This window comes from Streptomyces sp. NPDC041784 (assembly GCF_055591025.1).
In genome coordinates this window covers 300,895-317,858 of the sequence record NZ_JBVJAB010000006.1, presented here as the reverse complement: position 1 = coordinate 317,858, position 16,964 = coordinate 300,895, and the positions used below count along the sequence as shown (strand labels likewise).

The following is a 16,964-nucleotide window of genomic DNA, read 5'->3' as shown; positions in this document are numbered from 1 at the left end:
CATCACACCATGTGTCGATCACTTCACTGTGCGTACCTATTGGCGCATCACACCCCTGTGCGCGACAGGGGGATCCCCTAGAGGCCGGGCGACGGCTGCTTCCGCGGCCACTCCGTCCGACTTGCGTCCATCTAAATCATGGGCATGGCGTGGGGTGGCGAAGTCTGGCGTTTTGCCGTGCCGTGTATTTCTCTCCGCCTCCGCCACGGGAGGATGGGGCACGGTCGTCGGTGGTTAGGACGCCCGGGTCGGTCACCAGGTTCCGGGTGGCCCCCGACGACCCCTGGTCCTTACCGAGTACGTACCCATCACGACCGCTGTGACGCTCTGTGGAGCAAGGCCAGTCGACCGCAAACACCCGTTACCCGAGTCAGTTTTAAGCCAACTTTGCTATTTCGCAAGGGGGCCGGAAGGGCATGCCTCATTCCCCCCAAAGGCCCCACGGACACCAGCAATCCCGGCAGGACAATGCTGGACATCCCCTTACGAGTGCGTGTACATGTGGAGACACTGCTAGCGGCGCAGATTGACATGGGGGTTTGCGATGCTTTTGAGCAATACGCTCCGGTCCGAGAGCCGGATGCCATGAACGCCCCTCACCCTCCGAAAGTGGCTGGAATCGATTCAACGGTTCCCTCGCCCGCACACACTGTCGCGCCCGCGCCCGCGCCCCCGGGCGCCCCATCGGTCCCCGCGGTCTCCACCGGCCCCGGAGCGCTGCTCCAGGACCGGCTGGCCGGCTGGGTGTCGGACCTCACGACGCTCCACGAACTCACCGAGCGCCTGGCCCGCACGGACGCGCTGCCCGACGCCCTCCAGGAGCTGCTGCGCGCCGGAGCCGCCCTCGTGGGCGCCCGGCGCGGTCTCGTCGCCCTGGAGCCGGCCGACGGACTCGGCCCCGACACCACGATCGGCCTGGGCCTGGGCCGCGCGGACCTCGGCCACATCGAGACCGTGCCGCGCAGCGCCCTCTCCTTCGGGCGGATCCTCGACGGCCTGCCCGGCGCCGAGGGCGAGATCGCCGAGCCCGACCTGCTGGCCGAGGACGGCCTGGATCCCCGTCACCGCGAGGTCGCCGCCCGGCTCGGCTACGCCGCGAGCTACGCGCTGCCCCTCGTCGCCGAGGGCGCGAAGGGCCGGCTGGGCGCGGCCGTGTGGCTGTACGACGAACCCGCCGAGCCGGCCGAGCGCCGGCGCCACCTGGTGGGCCTGTACGTCCGCCACGCCGCCGAGCACCTCGCGCGGCTGCTGGAGGTCGAGCGCACGCGCGCGGCCATGGCGACGATGGCCGAGGAGCTGCTGCCGTCCCGGCTGCCGAGGGTGGCCGGTGTCCAGCTCGCGGCCCGGCACCGTACCGGCCCGCGCGGGGGCGGCGACTGGTACGACGCGCTGCCGCTGCCGGACGCGGCCCTGGGCCTCGCCGTCGGGTCGGTCACCGGCTCCGGGCCGAGTGCCGTCGCCGCGATGGGCCGGCTGCGCGCCTCCCTGCGCGCGTACGCCGTGATGGAGGGCGAGGACCCAGTCGCCGTCCTGTCCGACCTGGAGCTGCTGCTGCGGCTGACCGAGCCCGCCCGCTCCGCGACCGCGCTGTTCGCCTACTGCGAGCCCGCCCTGCGCAAGATCACCCTGGCCGGTGCCGGGCACTGCCCGCCGCTGCTGGTCGGCGAGCGGCGCACGGAGTTCGTGGAGACCTCCGTCTCCGCGCCGCTGGGCATGCTGGCCTGCTGGGAGGCGCCGAGTGTGGAGCTGGAGGCCGAGCCCGGCGAGACGGTCCTGCTCTACAGCGACGGTCTGCTGCACCGCACCGGCGACCCCGCCGACCGCGCCTTCGCCCGGCTGCACGCGGCCGCCTCGGGGGTGCCGAGGGCGCTGCGGCACGACCCCGGCGCGATCGCCGACCACGTGCTGCGCACGGTCCTGCCGGACGGCCTGGCCGACCGGGACAGCGCGGAGGACGTGGTGCTGCTGGCGGCGCGTTTCGAGTGACCGGCCGGTGACAGGACCTTCCCCTCTGGACCTCCTTACGTACGACCGTACGATGGAGGGGGTCCAGTGCCGTATCGAGGAGGAAGACCGTGGCCGACGAGCTCACCCCGGCAGCGTCCGATTCCGCTGCTCCCGCAGCGGGCCCGGAAGCTGAGGCCGAGGAGCCGATCAAGCAGCGCAAGAACGGCCTGTACCCGGGCGTGTCCGACGAGCTGGCCGAGAACATGAAGTCCGGCTGGGCCGACACCGAGCTGCGGGACCTGGCGCCGATCGCCCAGGCCGCCGAGACCGCCGCCCGCCGGGCCGCGCTCTCCGCGCGCTTCCCGGGCGAGCGCCTGGTGATCCCCGCCGGCAACCTGAAGACCCGCTCGAACGACACGGAGTACGCCTTCCGCGCGTCCGTCGAGTACGCCTACCTCACCGGCAACCAGACCGAGGACGGCGTCCTGGTCCTGGAGCCCCGGGGGGAGGGCCACGAGGCGACGATCTACCTGCTGCCGCGCTCCGACCGCGAGAACGGCGAGTTCTGGCTCAACGGCCAGGGCGAGCTGTGGGTCGGCCGCCGCCACTCCCTCACCGAGGCCGAGAAGCTGTACGGCCTCCCCGCCTCCGACGTGCGCAAGCTCGCCGACGCCCTGCGCGAGGCCACCGGCCCGGTCCGGGTCGTGCGCGGCCACGACGCCGGCCTCGAGGCCGCCCTGACCGACAAGGTCACCGGCGAACGCGACGAGGAGCTGCGCGTCTTCCTCTCCGAGGCCCGGCTGGTCAAGGACGACTTCGAGATCGGCGAGCTGCAGAAGGCCGTCGACTCCACGGTCCGCGGCTTCGAGGACGTCGTCCGGGTGCTCGACAAGGCGCAGGCCACCTCCGAGCGCTACATCGAGGGAACGTTCTTCCTGCGCGCGCGGGTCGAGGGCAACGACGTCGGCTACGGCACCATCGCCGCCGCCGGCCCGCACGCCTGCACGCTGCACTGGGTGCGCAACGACGGCCCGGTCCGCCCCGGCGACCTGCTCCTGCTGGACGCGGGCGTCGAGACGCACACGTACTACACCGCCGACGTCACGCGCACGCTGCCGATCGACGGCCGCTTCACCGAGATCCAGAAGAAGATCTACGACGCGGTGTACGACGCCCAGGAGGCCGGTATCGAGGCTGTCCGGCCGGGCGGCAAGTACCGCGACTTCCACGACGCCGCGCAGCGCGTGCTGGCCGAGCGGCTCGTCGAGTGGGGCCTGGTCGAGGGGCCGGTGGAGCGGGTCCTGGAGCTGGGTCTCCAGCGCCGCTGGACGCTGCACGGCACCGGTCACATGCTCGGCATGGACGTCCACGACTGCGCCGCCGCGCGCGTGGAGTCGTACGTCGACGGCACGCTGGAGCCGGGCATGGTGCTCACCGTCGAGCCCGGCCTGTACTTCCAGGCCGACGACCTGACCGTGCCGGAGGAGTACCGGGGCATCGGCGTCCGGATCGAGGACGACATCCTCGTCACGGCGGACGGCAACCGGAACCTCTCGGACGGGCTGCCGCGCCGGTCCGACGAGGTCGAGGCGTGGATGGCCACGCTCCAGGCCTGAGATTCGGCTGATACGGATGGCCGGGTACCGGTGGGTGCCCGGCCATCCGTATGCCTGGTGTGCCTGACGCCTGGTGCCTTCTGGCTACTGCCTGATGCCTGCCCCCTGCGGGGTCAGGGGCAGGGAGTCCACGAACAGCGCGCCCGCCAGCAGGCCCGCGCTGCCGCGTGGGCTCCACGCGCGCGCGTGGAGATCGGCGTCGAAGGCGGCCAGCGCCTCGCGGCCGGCCGGCGTGGCCGCCCCTCCCACGTCCAGGACGCCCCGGGCGCCCGCCTGGACATGGCGCAGGCCCAGCGGGCCCGCGGTGTGCAGGAGTTCGGTGTCCTGGAGCGTGGACATCACGGTGAGCAGGGCGTCGAGCCTCGCCTCGGCCTCGCCCGCGCCGGCGGAGCGTGCCTTGGTCAGGGCGTCCAGGGCCCGCCGTACGTGCGGGAACCCGGCGCGCGCCTCGCCCCGGGCGCCCGCGGCGCCGTACTTCGCGGACACCGTCGAACCGCGGGAGGGCCGCCGTGGCGCGCCCTTGTCCGGGTGCGCGGCGATCCGCTTGGCGGTCGCGGCGACCTCGGCGCCCCGCGCGCGGGGTTCGAGGGCGGCGGCCGCGACCAGCAGGCCGAGCGTCCACAGGGCGCCCCGGTGGCCGCCGCCGGCCAGGCCCACCGAGTGTTCGGTGCACCGCCCGATCGCGCCCAGCTCGGCCCGGAGCCGGGGCGTGGCCTCGCCGGTGCGGCGGGCGGCGGCGGCCATCGCCGCGAGGCCGGGGGCGAGCGCCTTCGCCGACCAGCGCATCCCGCGGTGGTCGCGGCGGGTGACCCGGGCGGCGAGGTCACGGGGGTCGGGCAGGCCCGGCTTGGGAGCCAGGGCCAGCTGACCGGTCAGCGCGGCCACGGCGGCCTGCGCGAGCACGTCGTCCGCACGGCCCGTCATGGCCGTGCCTCCTCACGGCTGCACATGGCCGTGCCTCAGGAGGACGCCGTCGCGGTGGGGGCGTCGCTCGGCGGGGTGCCCGTCGGAGCGTCGCCCGGGGGCGTGCCGCCCTCGCCGCCGCCGCTGCCCGCGCCGGTGTTCTCCGCGTCCGGGTCGATGCCCAGGGTGAGGAAGCCCTTGTAGCCCTTGGACGGGTCCTTCTTGTGCACGGCCTCGAGGGTCAGCAGGCCGCTGGAGGCGCCGCCGCCGTCGTAGACCATGTCGTTGTCGAGGGTGGTGTAGCTGCCGGAGTGCCGGGAGTAGGGCTCCAGGGTGAAGATCTCCTCGGCGATCGCGTCGTCGAAGAAGAACTGGCCGGTGTAGTTGATCTTGCCGCCCTCGTAGGTGCCGTCCTCCTTCTCGCCGCCGGTGTGCACCTTGACGTGGATGTGGCAGGTGCGGGGCGTGTACCAGCCGGGGAAGATCGTCTCGAACTTGACGACCCCGTTGGCGTTGGCGACCTGGTAGCCGCGCAGGTAGGTGCTGTCGTTCGCGGGGGAGCCGTCCTCGCTCTCGGCGGGGGCCGAGCCGCCGGGGTTGGCGGTGGTGTAGCCGGAGTAGTAGCCCCAGGCGTCGCAGTGCCAGATCTCGACGGCGGCGCCCTTGACCGGGGTGCAGCCGTCGGTGGCGTCGACGACGGTGAGACGCAGGGTCAGCGGGACGCCGCTCTTGCCCTCGGTGATGTCCTTGCGCACCAAGGCACCGTCGAGGTAGTAGGGCCCTTCCGTGACGCTCGACATCAGCGTCATGCACGCGCCGCTGGTCGAGGTGGCCGACGCCGTCGCGGTCGCCTCGGTCCCCACGGTGGTGTCGGCGAACGCCGACTGGTAGCCGACGACGGCGAGTCCGCCGGCCGCGACCGTGCCGCCGGTCACCACGAGGGCGCGGCGCCGGGTGATGGAGGTGTCTTTGTGGTTTCCCGTCATGACCAGGAAGTTAGGAACGCCGTCCGTCAGGCTCCTGGGGAGACGCTGAGAGGAGCCTGTGAGTGCTGAGGAAGCTGAAGTCCGCTGTCCTGCCGGGCGCTCCGACGGATCGTCAGACGGCCATGAGCGGCGCGTCCTTGCGCCACTTGAGGATCTTGTCGAAGCTCACCACGGCCCCGTCGCGCCCCGGCTTGTTGCCGATGTGGACGTGGTCGGCGAGTTCCTGGATGAGGTGGAGGCCACGGCCCTCCTCCGCGTGGACGGGAGCCGCGGAGCGGCTGGGGCGCCCGGCGGTGAACCCGGGGCCCGAGTCGGCGACCTCGATCCGGCACTTCTCGCCGTCGAGGTAGGCGGTGACCCGGTACGCCTCCGATCCGCCGCCGCGCCCGGTGTCCCCGCCGTGCTCGACGGCGTTGGCGCAGGCCTCGCTGAGGGCGACGGAGAGGTCGTAACTGACGTCGGGATCGACGCCGGCCGTCTCCATGGTGCCGAGGAGCAGACGGCGGGCGAGCGGAACACTCGCGGCTTCGCGCCGCAGATGGAGTGACCACCAGATGCTCATGCTCCAGCCTCCTGGCTGCGGCTCGACATACCGATACGTATTGCCGCTGAGGCACCGGTGTAAGCGCGAATTCCACGTGATGCCGCCCATATGGGGGATGCGCCGAAGGCGGGAATCGGTGTATGTGGGGCGCAGGGGGTATCAGTCGTACCAGTCGCCCCAGAAGTGGATCATGGGATGATCCGTCCGGTCTCGGGCAGTCCCCGGGAGTCCCCGCGAGTCCCCTGGAGCCATGCGGAATGTTGCGGACCTGCCGTATGGCGGTCGTCGGCCCAGTGCGATGATGAGCCCGCCATGACTGCCCCCCACCCGCGCGCGGCGCGCCTCCGAGACGAGCGCCCCGGTGGCGCGCGTTCCGGAGCCGGCCCCCGGCTGCTGCGGGCCGCGGTGTTCGCCGCGGTCTGTGTCGTGCTGGCCGCGGCCGGGCACACCATGGCCGCCTGCACCGCCGTTCCGCTGTGGACGCTCGGCGCGGGGTTCCTGGGCACCCTCGCGGTCGTGGCGCCGCTCGCCGGGCGCGAGCGCTCGCTGCCGTGCGTCGCCGCGCTGCTCGCCGTCGGACAGGGCACGCTGCACACCCTGTTCGGGCTCGGGCAGCACGCTACGGCCACCGCGACCACCGCCACCGCGTCCACCACCACGGCCCTCACGGACGCCGAACTGGTGGCGCGGGCCGCCCGGCTGGTCTGCGGGGCCACGGCGGCGGCGCTCAGCCCCGCACAGGCCCAGAAGCTCCTGATCGACGCCCGGCTCTACCCGGGCGACACCGACCCGGGCGCGATGAGCGGCATGGACTCCATGCACCATCCGGCCGACGCGCTGTCCACCGCCGCCGGTTCGACGATGTCGCTGCTGCCGTCCCTGCCCATGCTGCTCGGCCACCTTCTCGCGGCCCTCGCCGCCGGCTGGCTGCTGCGGCGCGGTGACGCGGCCCTGCGGCGGCTGATCGAGCTGTCGGCGCACGGCGTGGCCGAGGGGGCGTCCGTACGGTCCCTGCGCGCGGCGCTCGCACTGGTGCGCGCGCTGCTCGCCGGGCTGCCCGTCACGCCCACGACGGGTCCGCGCACTTCGCGCACCGCGCTGCTCGCACCGGCCGAGCCGCCTACCACCGCACTCCAGCACACGGTGATCAGGCGCGGCCCGCCGGCCGCCGGGGTTCTCGTCCTCGCTGCCTGACGCGACACGACCGGCACTCCACCACACGGGGGGGCGGACCGCTGTCGTGCGGCACGCGCGCGTGCGTGTCTTTCTGCGCTTGTCTCAGCTCTCTCAGCGCATCTCTCTACGCACGCCCCTCACCGTCGAAACCTCACTCGGAGTGGAGTGCTCACTGTCATGAAGGCCTCTCGTATCGCCGCCGCCACCGTCGTCGCCGGTCTCGCCGTCCTCGGCGTGTCCTCGCCCGCCCTCGCGCACGTCTCCGTCCAGCCGGAGGGCACGGCCGCCAAGGGCGGTTACGCGGTCGTCGACTTCAAGGTCCCCAACGAGCGTGACAACGCCTCGACCACCAAGCTCGAGGTGACCTTCCCGACCGACCACCCGCTGGCCTCCGCCATGCCGGAGCCGATCAACGGCTGGAAGATCCAGGTCACCAAGGCCACCCTCGACAAGCCGATCGAGCTGCACGGCAAGCAGATCTCCGAGGCCGTCTCCAAGATCACCTGGACCGCCACCGGCAAGGGCATCGAGGCCGGCTTCTTCCAGAAGTTCCCGGTGTCCGTCGGCACGCTCCCGGAGGACACCGACGAACTCGTCTTCAAGGCGATCCAGACGTACTCCAACGACGAGGTCGTGCGCTGGATCGAGGTGCAGGAGGACGGCGCGGAGGAGCCGGAGAACCCGGCACCCGTGCTCGCCCTCTCCGCCGCCTCCGAGGACGGCCACCACGGCACGAGCGCCGAGGAAGCCTCCGACGAGTCCGCCGACGACGCGAAGGCGGCCGCCGCGACGACCGAGGCCTCCGCCGAGACCGACAGCAGCGACACCACCGCCCGGGTCCTCGGCGTGGTCGGCATCGTCGTCGGCGCCGCGGGTGTGGCGTACGGCGTGCTGGCCGGGCGCCGGCGCGCGACCACCGACGCCTGATCCGGCCTCGCCCGGCAGCCTGACCTCGCCCGGCCCTGCCCGACTTGGCCTGACCTGGCCCGACCTTGCCCGACCTGGCCTGGCCCGACCTGCGGCCGGAACCGGCACCGGCACCGCCCGGTGCCAGCCCGTCCACGGTGCGCGCCGGGGGCGTACAGCCCGTCCGTACACCCCCGGCGCCCGCCGGAGTTCACACATCTGGGACATTTCTCTATGCGCAAGAAGACGTTCGCCGCGGCGGCGCTGCTCGCCGCCGCCACCCTCACCCTCTCCGCCTGCGGCACCGGCGGCGGGGACAGCGACGGCAGCCCCGTCGCCGCGGTCTCCGCCGAGTCCTCGCAGTCGAACGTGACCGTGCTGGACCAGCCGTTCACCAAGCCGGACCTGGTGCTCACCGACACCGAGGGCAAGAGCTACGACCTCCGCGAGCAGACCAAGGGCCACCCCACGCTGGTCTACTTCGGCTACACCAACTGCCCCGACGTCTGCCCGCTGACGATGAACAACATCGCCGTCGCCAAGAAGCAGCTGCCGAAGGCGGAACAGGACGCGCTGCGGATCGTGTTCGTCACCACCGACCCCGACCGTGACACCGCGGCGGCGCTCGGCAAGTGGCTCAAGGGCATCGACCCCGAGGTCGTCGGTCTGACCGGCGAGTTCGACACCATCCAGGCCGCCGCGCGGACCCTCGGCATCTCCGTCGAGCCACCGCACAAGGACAAGAACGGCAAGCTGGTCTCCACCCACGGCACCCAGGTCATCGCCTTCTCCCCGAAGACCGACGGCGGCTACCTGCTCTACAACGAGGAAGCCACGGTCGACGAGTACACCGAGGACCTCCCCAAGATCATCAAGGGGCAGAACCCGTGAGGTCCGTGGCATCCGTGCGGCCTCTCGCCGTGTCCACCGCGGTGATCACCGGGACCGCGCTGCTGCTGGCGGGCTGCGGCTCGGACGCGGACTCCACCGCCGAGTTGTCCGTGCGCTCCGCCTACATACCGCAGCCGGTCTCCGACACCATGGCCGCCGGCTTCCTCACCATCGTCAACAAGGGCGGGGCGAAGGACGAGCTGACGTCCGTCACCAGCACCGCCGCGGGCAGCGTCACCCTCCACGAGACCGTCGGCTCGTCCATGGAGCAGGTCGGCTCCCTCGACGTCCCCGCGCACGGTCAACTCGTGTTCAAGAGCGGTGGAAGCCATCTGATGTTCGAGAAGCTGAAGCGCAAGCCTGTGCGGGGAGAGACGGTGACCGTCGAACTGCACTTCGCCGCGTCCGACCCCCTGAAGGTCGAGATCCCGGTGGAGTCCGCCGTGTACAACCCCAAGACCGGCCACTGAGGGAGGGACCACCGTGAGGCAGACCATCGCCCCCCGCGTCCGGATGTTCGTGCTGCTGTTGCTGGCGGTCACCGGCGCGCTCCTGGCCGGCGCCGGACCGGCCTCCGCGCACGCCGCGCTGACCGGCAGCGACCCCGCGCAGGGGGTGGTGGTCGACAAGGCTCCCACGCAGGTGACGCTGACCTTCTCCGAGACCGTCTCCATGAACGACGACTCGCTGCGCGTCCTCGACCCCAAGGGCGCCCGGGTCGACGACGGCAAACCGTCGAACGCCAGCGGCTCGTCGTACGCGGTCCGGCTGCACTCGGGGCTGCCCGACGGCACGTACACCGTGACCTACCAGGTGGTGTCCGCCGACAGCCACCCGGTCGCCGGCGCCTACACCTTCTCCATCGGCGCGCCCTCCCAGACCAGCGTCTCGGTGTCCGACCGGGAGGCCGGCGGTGGAGTCGTCGGCTGGCTCTACGGCTTCGGCCGGTACGTCTCGTACGCCGGGTTCATCGTGCTGACCGGCGGGGCCGCCTTCGTGCTGGCCTGCTGGCAGCGTGGGACCGGGGTGCGGGCGGTGCAGCGGCTCGTCGTCTCCGGCTGGGTCGCGATCACCGCGGCCACCCTGTTCCTGCTGCTCCTGCGCGGCTCCTACACGGGCTCCGGGAAGCTCGGTGACGTCTTCGACCTGGAGCTGCTCGGCCAGGTCCTGCAGACCAAGACGGGCGCGGCCCTGGTCTCCCGGCTGATGCTGCTCGCCGCGGCCGCCCTGTTCATCGCCGTGCTCTTCGGCGCCTATGACAAGCGGGAAGCCGAGGAGAAGCGGGACCTGACCTTCGGGCTCGCCATCGGCGGGACCGTGGTGGCCGCCGGGCTCGCCGCCAGCTGGGCCATGGCCGAGCACGCCTCCACGGGCATCCAGCCGGGCATCGCCATGCCGGTCGACGTGCTCCATCTGCTGGCCGTCGGCACCTGGCTGGGCGGGCTCACCGCGCTGCTGGTCGCCCTCTACCGGGCACCCGCGGACCGGCCCGTCGAGGCGGCCGCCGTCCACCGCTTCTCGCAGGTCGCCTTCGGCAGTGTGCTCACCCTGGTCGCGACCGGCATCTACCAGTCCTGGCGTCAGCTCGGCTCCTGGTCCGCCTTCACCGACACCCGCTACGGGCAGCTCCTCCTCGGGAAGATCGGCCTGGTGGCCCTGCTCGTGGGCATCGCGTGGATCTCCCGCCGGTGGACCTCGCACCTGGCGGATACGACGGTGAAGGCGGCGGTACGGTCCTCCGCGCCCGAGAAGGAGCACGTCACGGCGTCGGCCGGAACCGGCGAGGGCGGTGCCAAGAGCACCAAGGCGGCCGCCGCGAGCACCGACGCCTCCGAAAGCACCGACGCCACCGGGGGTACGGAGGCGGACGGGAGCACCGAGGCGGGCGGGAAGCAGGACACCGAGCGGGCCGCCCAGCTCGCCCGGCAGCGGGCCGCCGTGGAATCGACGCGGCAGAAGCGGCTGCGGGACGGCGACCAGAACCGCTTCGGGCTGCGCCGCTCGGTGCTCGCCGAGGCGGGCGTCGCCGTCGTCCTCCTCGCCGTCACCACCGCGCTGACCTCGACCGAGCCGGGCCGTACCGAGCAGGACGCCGCCAAGGCCGCCGCGGCCTCGTCGTCGTCCTCGTCGTCGTCCTCGTCCTCCTCGGCGGACTCCGCGTCCGGGGCGCTGACGCTGGACATGACCTTCGACACCGGGGGCACCGACGGCAAGGGCGTCGTCAGCGTCGACCTCGACCCCGCACGGGTCGGCGCCAACGAGATGCATGTCTATGTGACCCGGCCCAACGGCCGCGGCTTCGACGTCCCCGAGGTGAAGGTCGCTTTCACCCTCGAAGCCAAGGACATCGGGCCGCTGCCCGTCATTCCCGACCACATCACCACCGGCCACTGGTCGGCGACCGGAGTGCAGATCCCCATGGCCGGCGAGTGGAAGATCGCCGTGACCGTGCGGACCTCCGACGTCGACCAGGTGACCGTCTCCAAGAACGCGCAGATCGGCTGACCAGCACCATGCCCGACCAGTCCCATCCCGAGGTCCGTACGCCCGAGGCCACCCCCGCCCAGGCCCCCTCCCCCGAGGCCGAGGGCCTCACCCGGCGCAGGCTGCTCGGCACCGCCGGTGCCACCGGGCTCGTCCTCGGGGCGGCGGGGGCGGCGGCCGGTTATGCCGCCGCGCCCGCGCAGGCGACCCCGCTGTCCTCGATCGGGGCCGGGGAGGTGATGTTCCACGTGAAACATCAGCCCGGCATCACCCAGGGCCTCCAGGCACGTGGCCATCTCGTCGCCTTCGACCTCGCGGCCGGCGCTGGCCGCAAGGAGGCGGCCGCGCTGCTGCGCCGTTGGTCGGAGACGGCCCGCCGGCTGATGGCGGGCGAGGCGGCCCCGAACGACGACACGGACATCGCCCGGGACGCCGGTCCGTCCTCGCTGACGGTCACCTTCGGCTTCGGCAACAGCTTCTTCGCCCGCACCGGGCTGGAGAAGGAGCGCCCGGTCGCCCTGGACCCGCTGCCGGACTTCTCCTCCGACCACCTCGACAAGGCGCGCAGCAACGGCGACCTGTGGGTGCAGATCGGCGCCGACGACGCGCTGGTCGCCTTCCACGCCCTGCGCGCGATCCAGAAGGACGCGGGCAGCGCGGCGAAGGTCCGCTGGCAGATGAACGGCTTCAACCGCACGCCGGGCGCCACGGCCCACCCCATGACGGCCCGCAACCTGATGGGCCAGATGGACGGCACCCGCAACCCCAAGCCGGCCGAGTCCGACTTCGACCGGCGCATCTTCGTCCCGGCGTCCGGCACCAAGGACCCCGCCTGGATGGCGAACGGCTCCTACGCCGTCGTACGCCGGATCCGCATGCTCCTCGACGACTGGGAGAAGCTGTCGCTCGCGGCGCAGGAGCAGGTCATCGGGCGCCGGAAGGCCGACGGGGCGCCGCTGTCCGGGGGCGACGAGACCACCGAGATGGACCTGGAGAAGACGGACGCGGGCGGCGACCTGGTGGTCCCCCTCAACGCGCACGCCCGGATCACCCGCCCCGACCAGAACGGCGGCGCCGCCATGCTGCGGCGGCCGTTCTCCTACCACGACGGCATCGACGCGGACGGCACCCCGGACGCCGGTCTGCTCTTCGTGTGCTGGCAGGCGGACCCGTTGCGCGGCTTCGTCACCGTGCAGCGCAAGCTGGACCGCGGCGACGCCCTGTCGCAGTACATCCGTCACGAGTCGAGCGGCCTCTTCGCGGTGCCGGGCGGGGCAGCGGAGGGGGAGTACGTGGGACAGGCGTTGCTGGAGGGGTGAGGGGCCCTCGGTGTCCGCACCCGGCCCGGGGTTACGCGGATTCATTCCTGCGAGGGGCTCGCATGAGACGCCTGCGCCCCGTTGCACCACGGCCATTAGGGTGAGGTCATGCCAGCGAGCTATGCGTATCTCGGCCCTGAGGGCACCTTCACGGAGGTCGCCCTGCGCACGCTTCCGGAGACCGCCACCCGGCAGCTGATCCCGTACGTCTCCGTGCAGTCGGCTCTGGACGCGGTGCGCACGGGCGAGGCCGAGGCCGCGTTCGTGCCGATCGAGAACTCCGTCGAGGGCGGTATCACCACCACCCTGGACGAGCTGGTCGCGGGCGCCCCGCTGATGATCTACCGCGAGGTGCTGCTGTCGATCACCTTCGCGCTGCTGGTGCGGCCCGGCACCGCGCTGTCGGACATCAAGACGGTCTCGGCGCATCCGGCCGCCCAGCCGCAGGTGCGCAACTGGCTGAAGGCGAATCTCCCGGACGCCGTCTGGGAGTCGGCCGCATCGAACGCGGACGCCGCCCGGCTGGTCCAGGAGGGCCGCTACGACGCCGCCTTCGCGGGCGAGTTCGCGGCCGCCCGATACGGCCTGACGGCCCTGGAGACCGGGATCCACGACGCCGAGAACGCCCAGACCCGGTTCGTGCTGGTGGGCAGGCCGGCCCGGCCCGCGGCGCCGACCGGCGCGGACAAGACGTCCGTCGTGCTGTGGCAGCGCGACGACCACCCCGGTGGGCTGCGTGATCTGCTGGGCGAGTTCGCCACCCGCGGCATCAACCTGATGGTGCTCCAGTCCCGCCCGACCGGCGCCGGTATCGGCAACTACTGCTTCTGCATCGACGCCGAGGGCCATATCTCCGACCGCCGGGTGGCGGACGCGTTGAGGGGGCTGAAGCGAATCTGCCGGGACGTGCGTTTCCTCGGCTCGTACCCGCGCGCGGACGCGACCGCGGCGGACGTCCCCGCTCCCCTTCCCGGGACCTCGGACGCGGCGTTCACGGCGGCGGCGGACTGGGTGGCGCGCTGCCAGGACGGCCGGTTCTAGACCGCGTCCCGGGCCGGGTTCCGGCCCGCCCCGGCCTGCTTCCAGCCAGTCCTACCTGCATATCTTCGTTATCCACAGAAGTTATCCACAGGGCGGCTTCTCGACCTGGGGACAAGTCGACAGCGAAGCACCACTCAGTCGACAAATCGGCCTATGAGCCCTCAGGGCGACTCGCAACCCGCATGTCACCCCTCGTCCACCTGTTTCCTTCGATCAATCCTTTAGGGCGACCCTTTTGCACCCGAAAGTGGGTGCGGGAGGGGTTTGAGCAAGGAATTCATCGCCTCCTGGACAGCCATCGGAATGATCAATTCCAGTGTCCACAGATGATTCGCACACCCTGTGGATAACTCTTCCCGGGCGTGGATCCCTGTGGACAACCCCGCCACCAAGTCCCGCTCTCCGCAAGGGAATCCGGTCAACCCGGCGCCGACGCATGCCCCGTCCCAGGGAGTGAGACGCGTTTTATTGACACGCTCGGCAATTCCCTCATGACGGAACGTAAGCCGCGATTCGGAACGCACGGCGCGCGGTTCGGAATAGTGAGTCGTGAGCCGCAACTCCGCACCGGTAGCCTTGACCGCGTGATTGACCTTCGCCTGCTCCGTGAGGACCCCGACCGTGTGCGCGCCTCCCAGCGTGCCCGTGGAGAGGACGTCGCGCTCGTCGACGCTCTCCTGTCTGCCGACGAGCGGCGCAGGTCGTCCGGCGTCCGCTTCGACGAGCTGCGCGCCAAGCAGAGGTCGCTCGGCAAGCTGATCCCGAAGGCCTCCGCCGAGGAGAAGGCCGAGCTGCTCAAGCGGGCCGAACAGCTCAAGGCCGACGTCAAGGCGGCGGACGCCGACAGCAACGCGGCCGATGCCGAGACCCAGGAGCTCCTGCAGCGGCTCGGCAACCTCGTGCACCCGGACGTGCCCGTGGGCGGCGAGGAGGACTTCGTCACCCTCGAGACGCACGGCACGATCCGTGACTTCGGCGCCGAGGGCTTCGAGCCCAAGGACCACCTGGAGCTGGGCCAGCTGCTCGGCGCGATCGACGTCGAGCGCGGCGCGAAGGTCTCCGGCTCCCGCTTCTACTTCCTGACCGGTGTCGGCGCCCTGCTGGAGCTGGCTCTGGTCAACGCGGCGATCGCGCAGGCCACGGCGGCCGGCTTCACGCCGATGCTGACCCCGGCGCTGGTCCGCCCGCAGTCGATGGCCGGCACCGGCTTCCTCGGCCAGGCCGCGCAGGACGTCTACCACCTCGACAAGGACGACCTGTACCTGGTCGGCACCTCCGAGGTCCCCCTCGCCGCGTACCACATGGACGAGATCATCGACGCGGAGCGCCTGCCGCTGCGCTACGCCGGTTTCTCCCCGTGCTTCCGCCGCGAGGCCGGCTCGCACGGCAAGGACACCAAGGGCATCTTCCGCGTCCACCAGTTCGACAAGGTGGAGATGTTCTCGTACGTCTCCCCCGAGGACTCCCAGGCCGAGCACCAGCGCCTGCTGGAGTGGGAGAAGCAGTGGCTGACCTCGCTGGAGCTGCCGTTCCGCGTGATCGACGTCGCCAGCGGTGACCTCGGCGCCTCGGCCTCCCGCAAGTTCGACTGCGAGGCGTGGATCCCGACCCAGGGCAAGTACCGCGAGCTGACCTCGACCTCGGACTGCACCGAGTTCCAGTCCCGCCGGCTGTCGATCCGGGTCCGCGAGGGCAAGCAGGTCCGCCCGCTGGCCACGCTCAACGGCACGCTCTGCGCCGTCCCGCGCACCATCGTCGCCATCCTGGAGAACCACCAGCTGGCCGACGGTTCGGTGTACGTGCCCGAGGTGCTGCGCCCGTACCTCGGCGGCCGGGAGGTCCTGGAGCCGCTCGCCAGGTGAGCACCGATTCCTCCGCCGAGGGTTTCCCGTACCGGCTGATCGCGACCGACCTCGATGGGACGCTCCTGCGTTCCGACGAGTCGGTCTCGCGGCGCACCCGTGACGCGCTCGCCGCCGCCACCGCGGCGGGCGCCGCGCACATCGTCGTCACCGGCCGCTCGGTCCCCTGGACCCGGCACATCCTCGACGACCTCGGCTACCAGGGCCTCGCCGTCTGCGGCCAGGGCGCCCAGGTGTACGACTCCGGCGAGCACCGCCTGCTGACGTCGGTGACCCTGGACCGCCAGCTGGCCGGCGTGGCCCTCGCCAAGATCGAGGCGGAGGTCGGCCCGCTCTTCCTGGCGGCGAGCCGGGACGGCCTGGACGGGGAGGTGCTGGTGGGTCCGGGCTACGCGGTCACCGGCAAGCTCCCCGCGACCCCCTTCACGGACGCGTCCGACCTCTGGACCGCCCCGCTGAACAAGATCTACATACAGCATCCGACCCTCTCGGACGACGAGCTGGCCGAAGCCTCCCGCCGCGCCGCGGGCGGTTTCGTCACGGTCGCGATGGCCGGCGCAGGCATCGTGGAGCTGCTTCCGCTGGGCCTCTCCAAGGCCACGGGGCTCTCCCTGGCGGCCCGCCGCCTGGGTCTCAAGGCCGCCGACACGATCGCCTTCGGCGACATGCCGAACGACATCCCGATGTTCGCCTGGTCGTCCTACGGCGTGGCCATGGCCAACGCCCACGAGGAACTGAAGACCGTGGCGAACGAGGTGACGTCCTCGAACGAGGAGGACGGCATCGCGGTGGTGCTGGAGCGGTTGCTGGGCTGAGGGTGCCCGCGTCCCGGGCGAGGGCCACTGTTAGATTCCTCGGCCATGCGATCACGCGAGTACGACCTCGACTTCCGCGACCGCGCCGGTCGGACCCGCGCCTGGGGCATCGGCCTGCTGTCCCTGGCCACGCTGCTGTGGGCCTGGTGCGCCGTCCTGCTGCTGACGCCGTACGAGGCGGACAGGAAGGCCGACGACCCGTATCCGGACGAGTGCGAGTCCCGGCTGTTCACGGATCTCGGCACGGCCAACGAGGGCGTGCGGCGCGGCGACTACTGCGCGAACGAACGCGACTGGCCCGAGGCCCTGGCCGTCCTCGGCCTGTCCGTCCCGGTCTCGGTCATCGGCATGGGCCTGTTCACGACGGGCACCCTTTCGCGCCGTATGAGTGCCCACGCGGAGGCGATGCGGGAGTTGGACAGGATCGCCGACGCGCGGGACGCCGGCGGTGCGGCCGCCTCGCGGTGACAACGT

General features: G+C 71.9%; 15 protein-coding genes. 12 read left to right on the top strand and 3 right to left on the bottom strand.

Annotated features, from left to right (window positions below; all coding sequences use genetic code 11):
• Positions 1–468 precede the first annotated feature (468 nt).
• Both ACZ6D7_RS15885 and ACZ6D7_RS15880 read left to right on the top strand, forming a co-directional pair.
• A complete protein-coding gene (locus ACZ6D7_RS15885; protein ID WP_469490399.1) occupies positions 469–1,986 on the top strand; it encodes a PP2C family protein-serine/threonine phosphatase in 1,518 nt (505 codons plus the stop codon).
• An 89-nt stretch (positions 1,987–2,075) separates the two neighbouring features.
• Positions 2,076–3,563, top strand: a complete 1,488-nt coding sequence (locus ACZ6D7_RS15880; RefSeq protein ID WP_469490396.1) for an aminopeptidase P family protein — start codon at positions 2,076–2,078, stop codon at positions 3,561–3,563.
• Positions 3,564–3,647: 84 nt separating this feature from the next.
• Here the strand turns inward: ACZ6D7_RS15880 and ACZ6D7_RS15875 are convergent, their stop codons facing one another.
• From ACZ6D7_RS15875 to ACZ6D7_RS15865, 3 genes are all read right to left on the bottom strand, one after another.
• Positions 3,648–4,487 (bottom strand): triphosphoribosyl-dephospho-CoA synthase, encoded by an 840-nt coding sequence (locus ACZ6D7_RS15875; protein ID WP_469490390.1) that lies wholly within the window; start codon positions 4,485–4,487, stop codon positions 3,648–3,650.
• 35 nt (positions 4,488–4,522) lie between these two features.
• Positions 4,523–5,452: an intradiol ring-cleavage dioxygenase gene (locus tag ACZ6D7_RS15870; protein ID WP_469490387.1), complete on the bottom strand. Its 930-nt coding sequence runs from the start codon at positions 5,450–5,452 to the stop codon at positions 4,523–4,525.
• 112 nt (positions 5,453–5,564) lie between these two features.
• Positions 5,565–6,014 (bottom strand): ATP-binding protein, encoded by a 450-nt coding sequence (locus ACZ6D7_RS15865; protein WP_469490384.1) that lies wholly within the window; start codon positions 6,012–6,014, stop codon positions 5,565–5,567.
• Between the two features lie 294 nt (positions 6,015–6,308).
• On the opposite strand from ACZ6D7_RS15865, the gene ACZ6D7_RS15860 reads away from it, so the two are divergent.
• The 10 genes from ACZ6D7_RS15860 to ACZ6D7_RS15815 all read left to right on the top strand — a co-directional run bounded on the left by ACZ6D7_RS15860 (position 6,309) and on the right by ACZ6D7_RS15815 (position 16,958).
• A complete protein-coding gene (locus tag ACZ6D7_RS15860; protein ID WP_469490381.1) occupies positions 6,309–7,190 on the top strand; it encodes a hypothetical protein in 882 nt (293 codons plus the stop codon).
• A 159-nt stretch (positions 7,191–7,349) separates the two neighbouring features.
• Positions 7,350–8,099 carry a YcnI family copper-binding membrane protein gene (locus ACZ6D7_RS15855; RefSeq protein WP_469490376.1) on the top strand — a complete coding sequence of 250 codons (750 nt, stop codon included), beginning with the start codon at positions 7,350–7,352 and terminating at the stop codon, positions 8,097–8,099.
• A gap of 213 nt (positions 8,100–8,312) precedes the next feature.
• On the top strand, positions 8,313–8,969 hold the full coding sequence (locus ACZ6D7_RS15850) for an SCO family protein (RefSeq protein ID WP_469490373.1): 657 nt from the start codon (positions 8,313–8,315) through the stop codon (positions 8,967–8,969).
• On the top strand, positions 8,966–9,439 hold the full coding sequence (locus ACZ6D7_RS15845) for a copper chaperone PCu(A)C (protein WP_469490370.1): 474 nt from the start codon (positions 8,966–8,968) through the stop codon (positions 9,437–9,439). The genes ACZ6D7_RS15850 and ACZ6D7_RS15845 overlap by 4 nt, the downstream gene beginning before the upstream one ends.
• 13 nt (positions 9,440–9,452) lie before the next feature.
• Positions 9,453–11,474 (top strand): copper resistance CopC/CopD family protein, encoded by a 2,022-nt coding sequence (locus ACZ6D7_RS15840; protein ID WP_469490363.1) that lies wholly within the window; start codon positions 9,453–9,455, stop codon positions 11,472–11,474.
• Positions 11,475–11,482: 8 nt separating this feature from the next.
• On the top strand, positions 11,483–12,772 hold the full coding sequence (efeB, locus tag ACZ6D7_RS15835; RefSeq protein ID WP_469490360.1) for an iron uptake transporter deferrochelatase/peroxidase subunit: 1,290 nt from the start codon (positions 11,483–11,485) through the stop codon (positions 12,770–12,772).
• A 108-nt stretch (positions 12,773–12,880) separates the two neighbouring features.
• The gene (gene pheA / locus ACZ6D7_RS15830) at positions 12,881–13,813 is read left to right on the top strand and encodes a prephenate dehydratase (protein ID WP_469490357.1); all 933 of its coding nucleotides are present in this window, start codon (positions 12,881–12,883) and stop codon (positions 13,811–13,813) included.
• 584 nt (positions 13,814–14,397) lie between these two features.
• On the top strand, positions 14,398–15,675 hold the full coding sequence (serS, locus tag ACZ6D7_RS15825; RefSeq protein WP_469490354.1) for a serine--tRNA ligase: 1,278 nt from the start codon (positions 14,398–14,400) through the stop codon (positions 15,673–15,675).
• Complete coding sequence (locus ACZ6D7_RS15820; protein ID WP_469490351.1) at positions 15,672–16,490, top strand: HAD family hydrolase; 819 nt, start codon at positions 15,672–15,674, stop codon at positions 16,488–16,490. Before serS ends, ACZ6D7_RS15820 begins: the two co-directional genes overlap by 4 nt.
• A gap of 45 nt (positions 16,491–16,535) precedes the next feature.
• A complete protein-coding gene (locus ACZ6D7_RS15815) occupies positions 16,536–16,958 on the top strand; it encodes a hypothetical protein (RefSeq protein WP_469490346.1) in 423 nt (140 codons plus the stop codon).
• Positions 16,959–16,964: the final 6 nt, after the last annotated feature.

What these genes read in the sequence shown, in the direction of transcription:
- ACZ6D7_RS15875 (WP_469490390.1), bottom strand. Translation starts at nt 4,487, where the DNA reads ATGACGGGCCGTGCGGACGACGTGCTCGCGCAGGCCGCCGTGGCCGCG.
- pheA (WP_469490357.1), top strand. Translation starts at nt 12,881, where the DNA reads ATGCCAGCGAGCTATGCGTATCTCGGCCCTGAGGGCACCTTCACGGAG.
- ACZ6D7_RS15865 (WP_469490384.1), bottom strand. Translation starts at nt 6,014, where the DNA reads ATGAGCATCTGGTGGTCACTCCATCTGCGGCGCGAAGCCGCGAGTGTT.
- ACZ6D7_RS15860 (WP_469490381.1), top strand. Translation starts at nt 6,309, where the DNA reads ATGACTGCCCCCCACCCGCGCGCGGCGCGCCTCCGAGACGAGCGCCCC.
- efeB (WP_469490360.1), top strand. Translation starts at nt 11,483, where the DNA reads ATGCCCGACCAGTCCCATCCCGAGGTCCGTACGCCCGAGGCCACCCCC.
- ACZ6D7_RS15885 (WP_469490399.1), top strand. Translation starts at nt 469, where the DNA reads ATGCTGGACATCCCCTTACGAGTGCGTGTACATGTGGAGACACTGCTA.
- ACZ6D7_RS15870 (WP_469490387.1), bottom strand. Translation starts at nt 5,452, where the DNA reads ATGACGGGAAACCACAAAGACACCTCCATCACCCGGCGCCGCGCCCTC.
- ACZ6D7_RS15815 (WP_469490346.1), top strand. Translation starts at nt 16,536, where the DNA reads ATGCGATCACGCGAGTACGACCTCGACTTCCGCGACCGCGCCGGTCGG.
- ACZ6D7_RS15855 (WP_469490376.1), top strand. Translation starts at nt 7,350, where the DNA reads ATGAAGGCCTCTCGTATCGCCGCCGCCACCGTCGTCGCCGGTCTCGCC.
- ACZ6D7_RS15850 (WP_469490373.1), top strand. Translation starts at nt 8,313, where the DNA reads ATGCGCAAGAAGACGTTCGCCGCGGCGGCGCTGCTCGCCGCCGCCACC.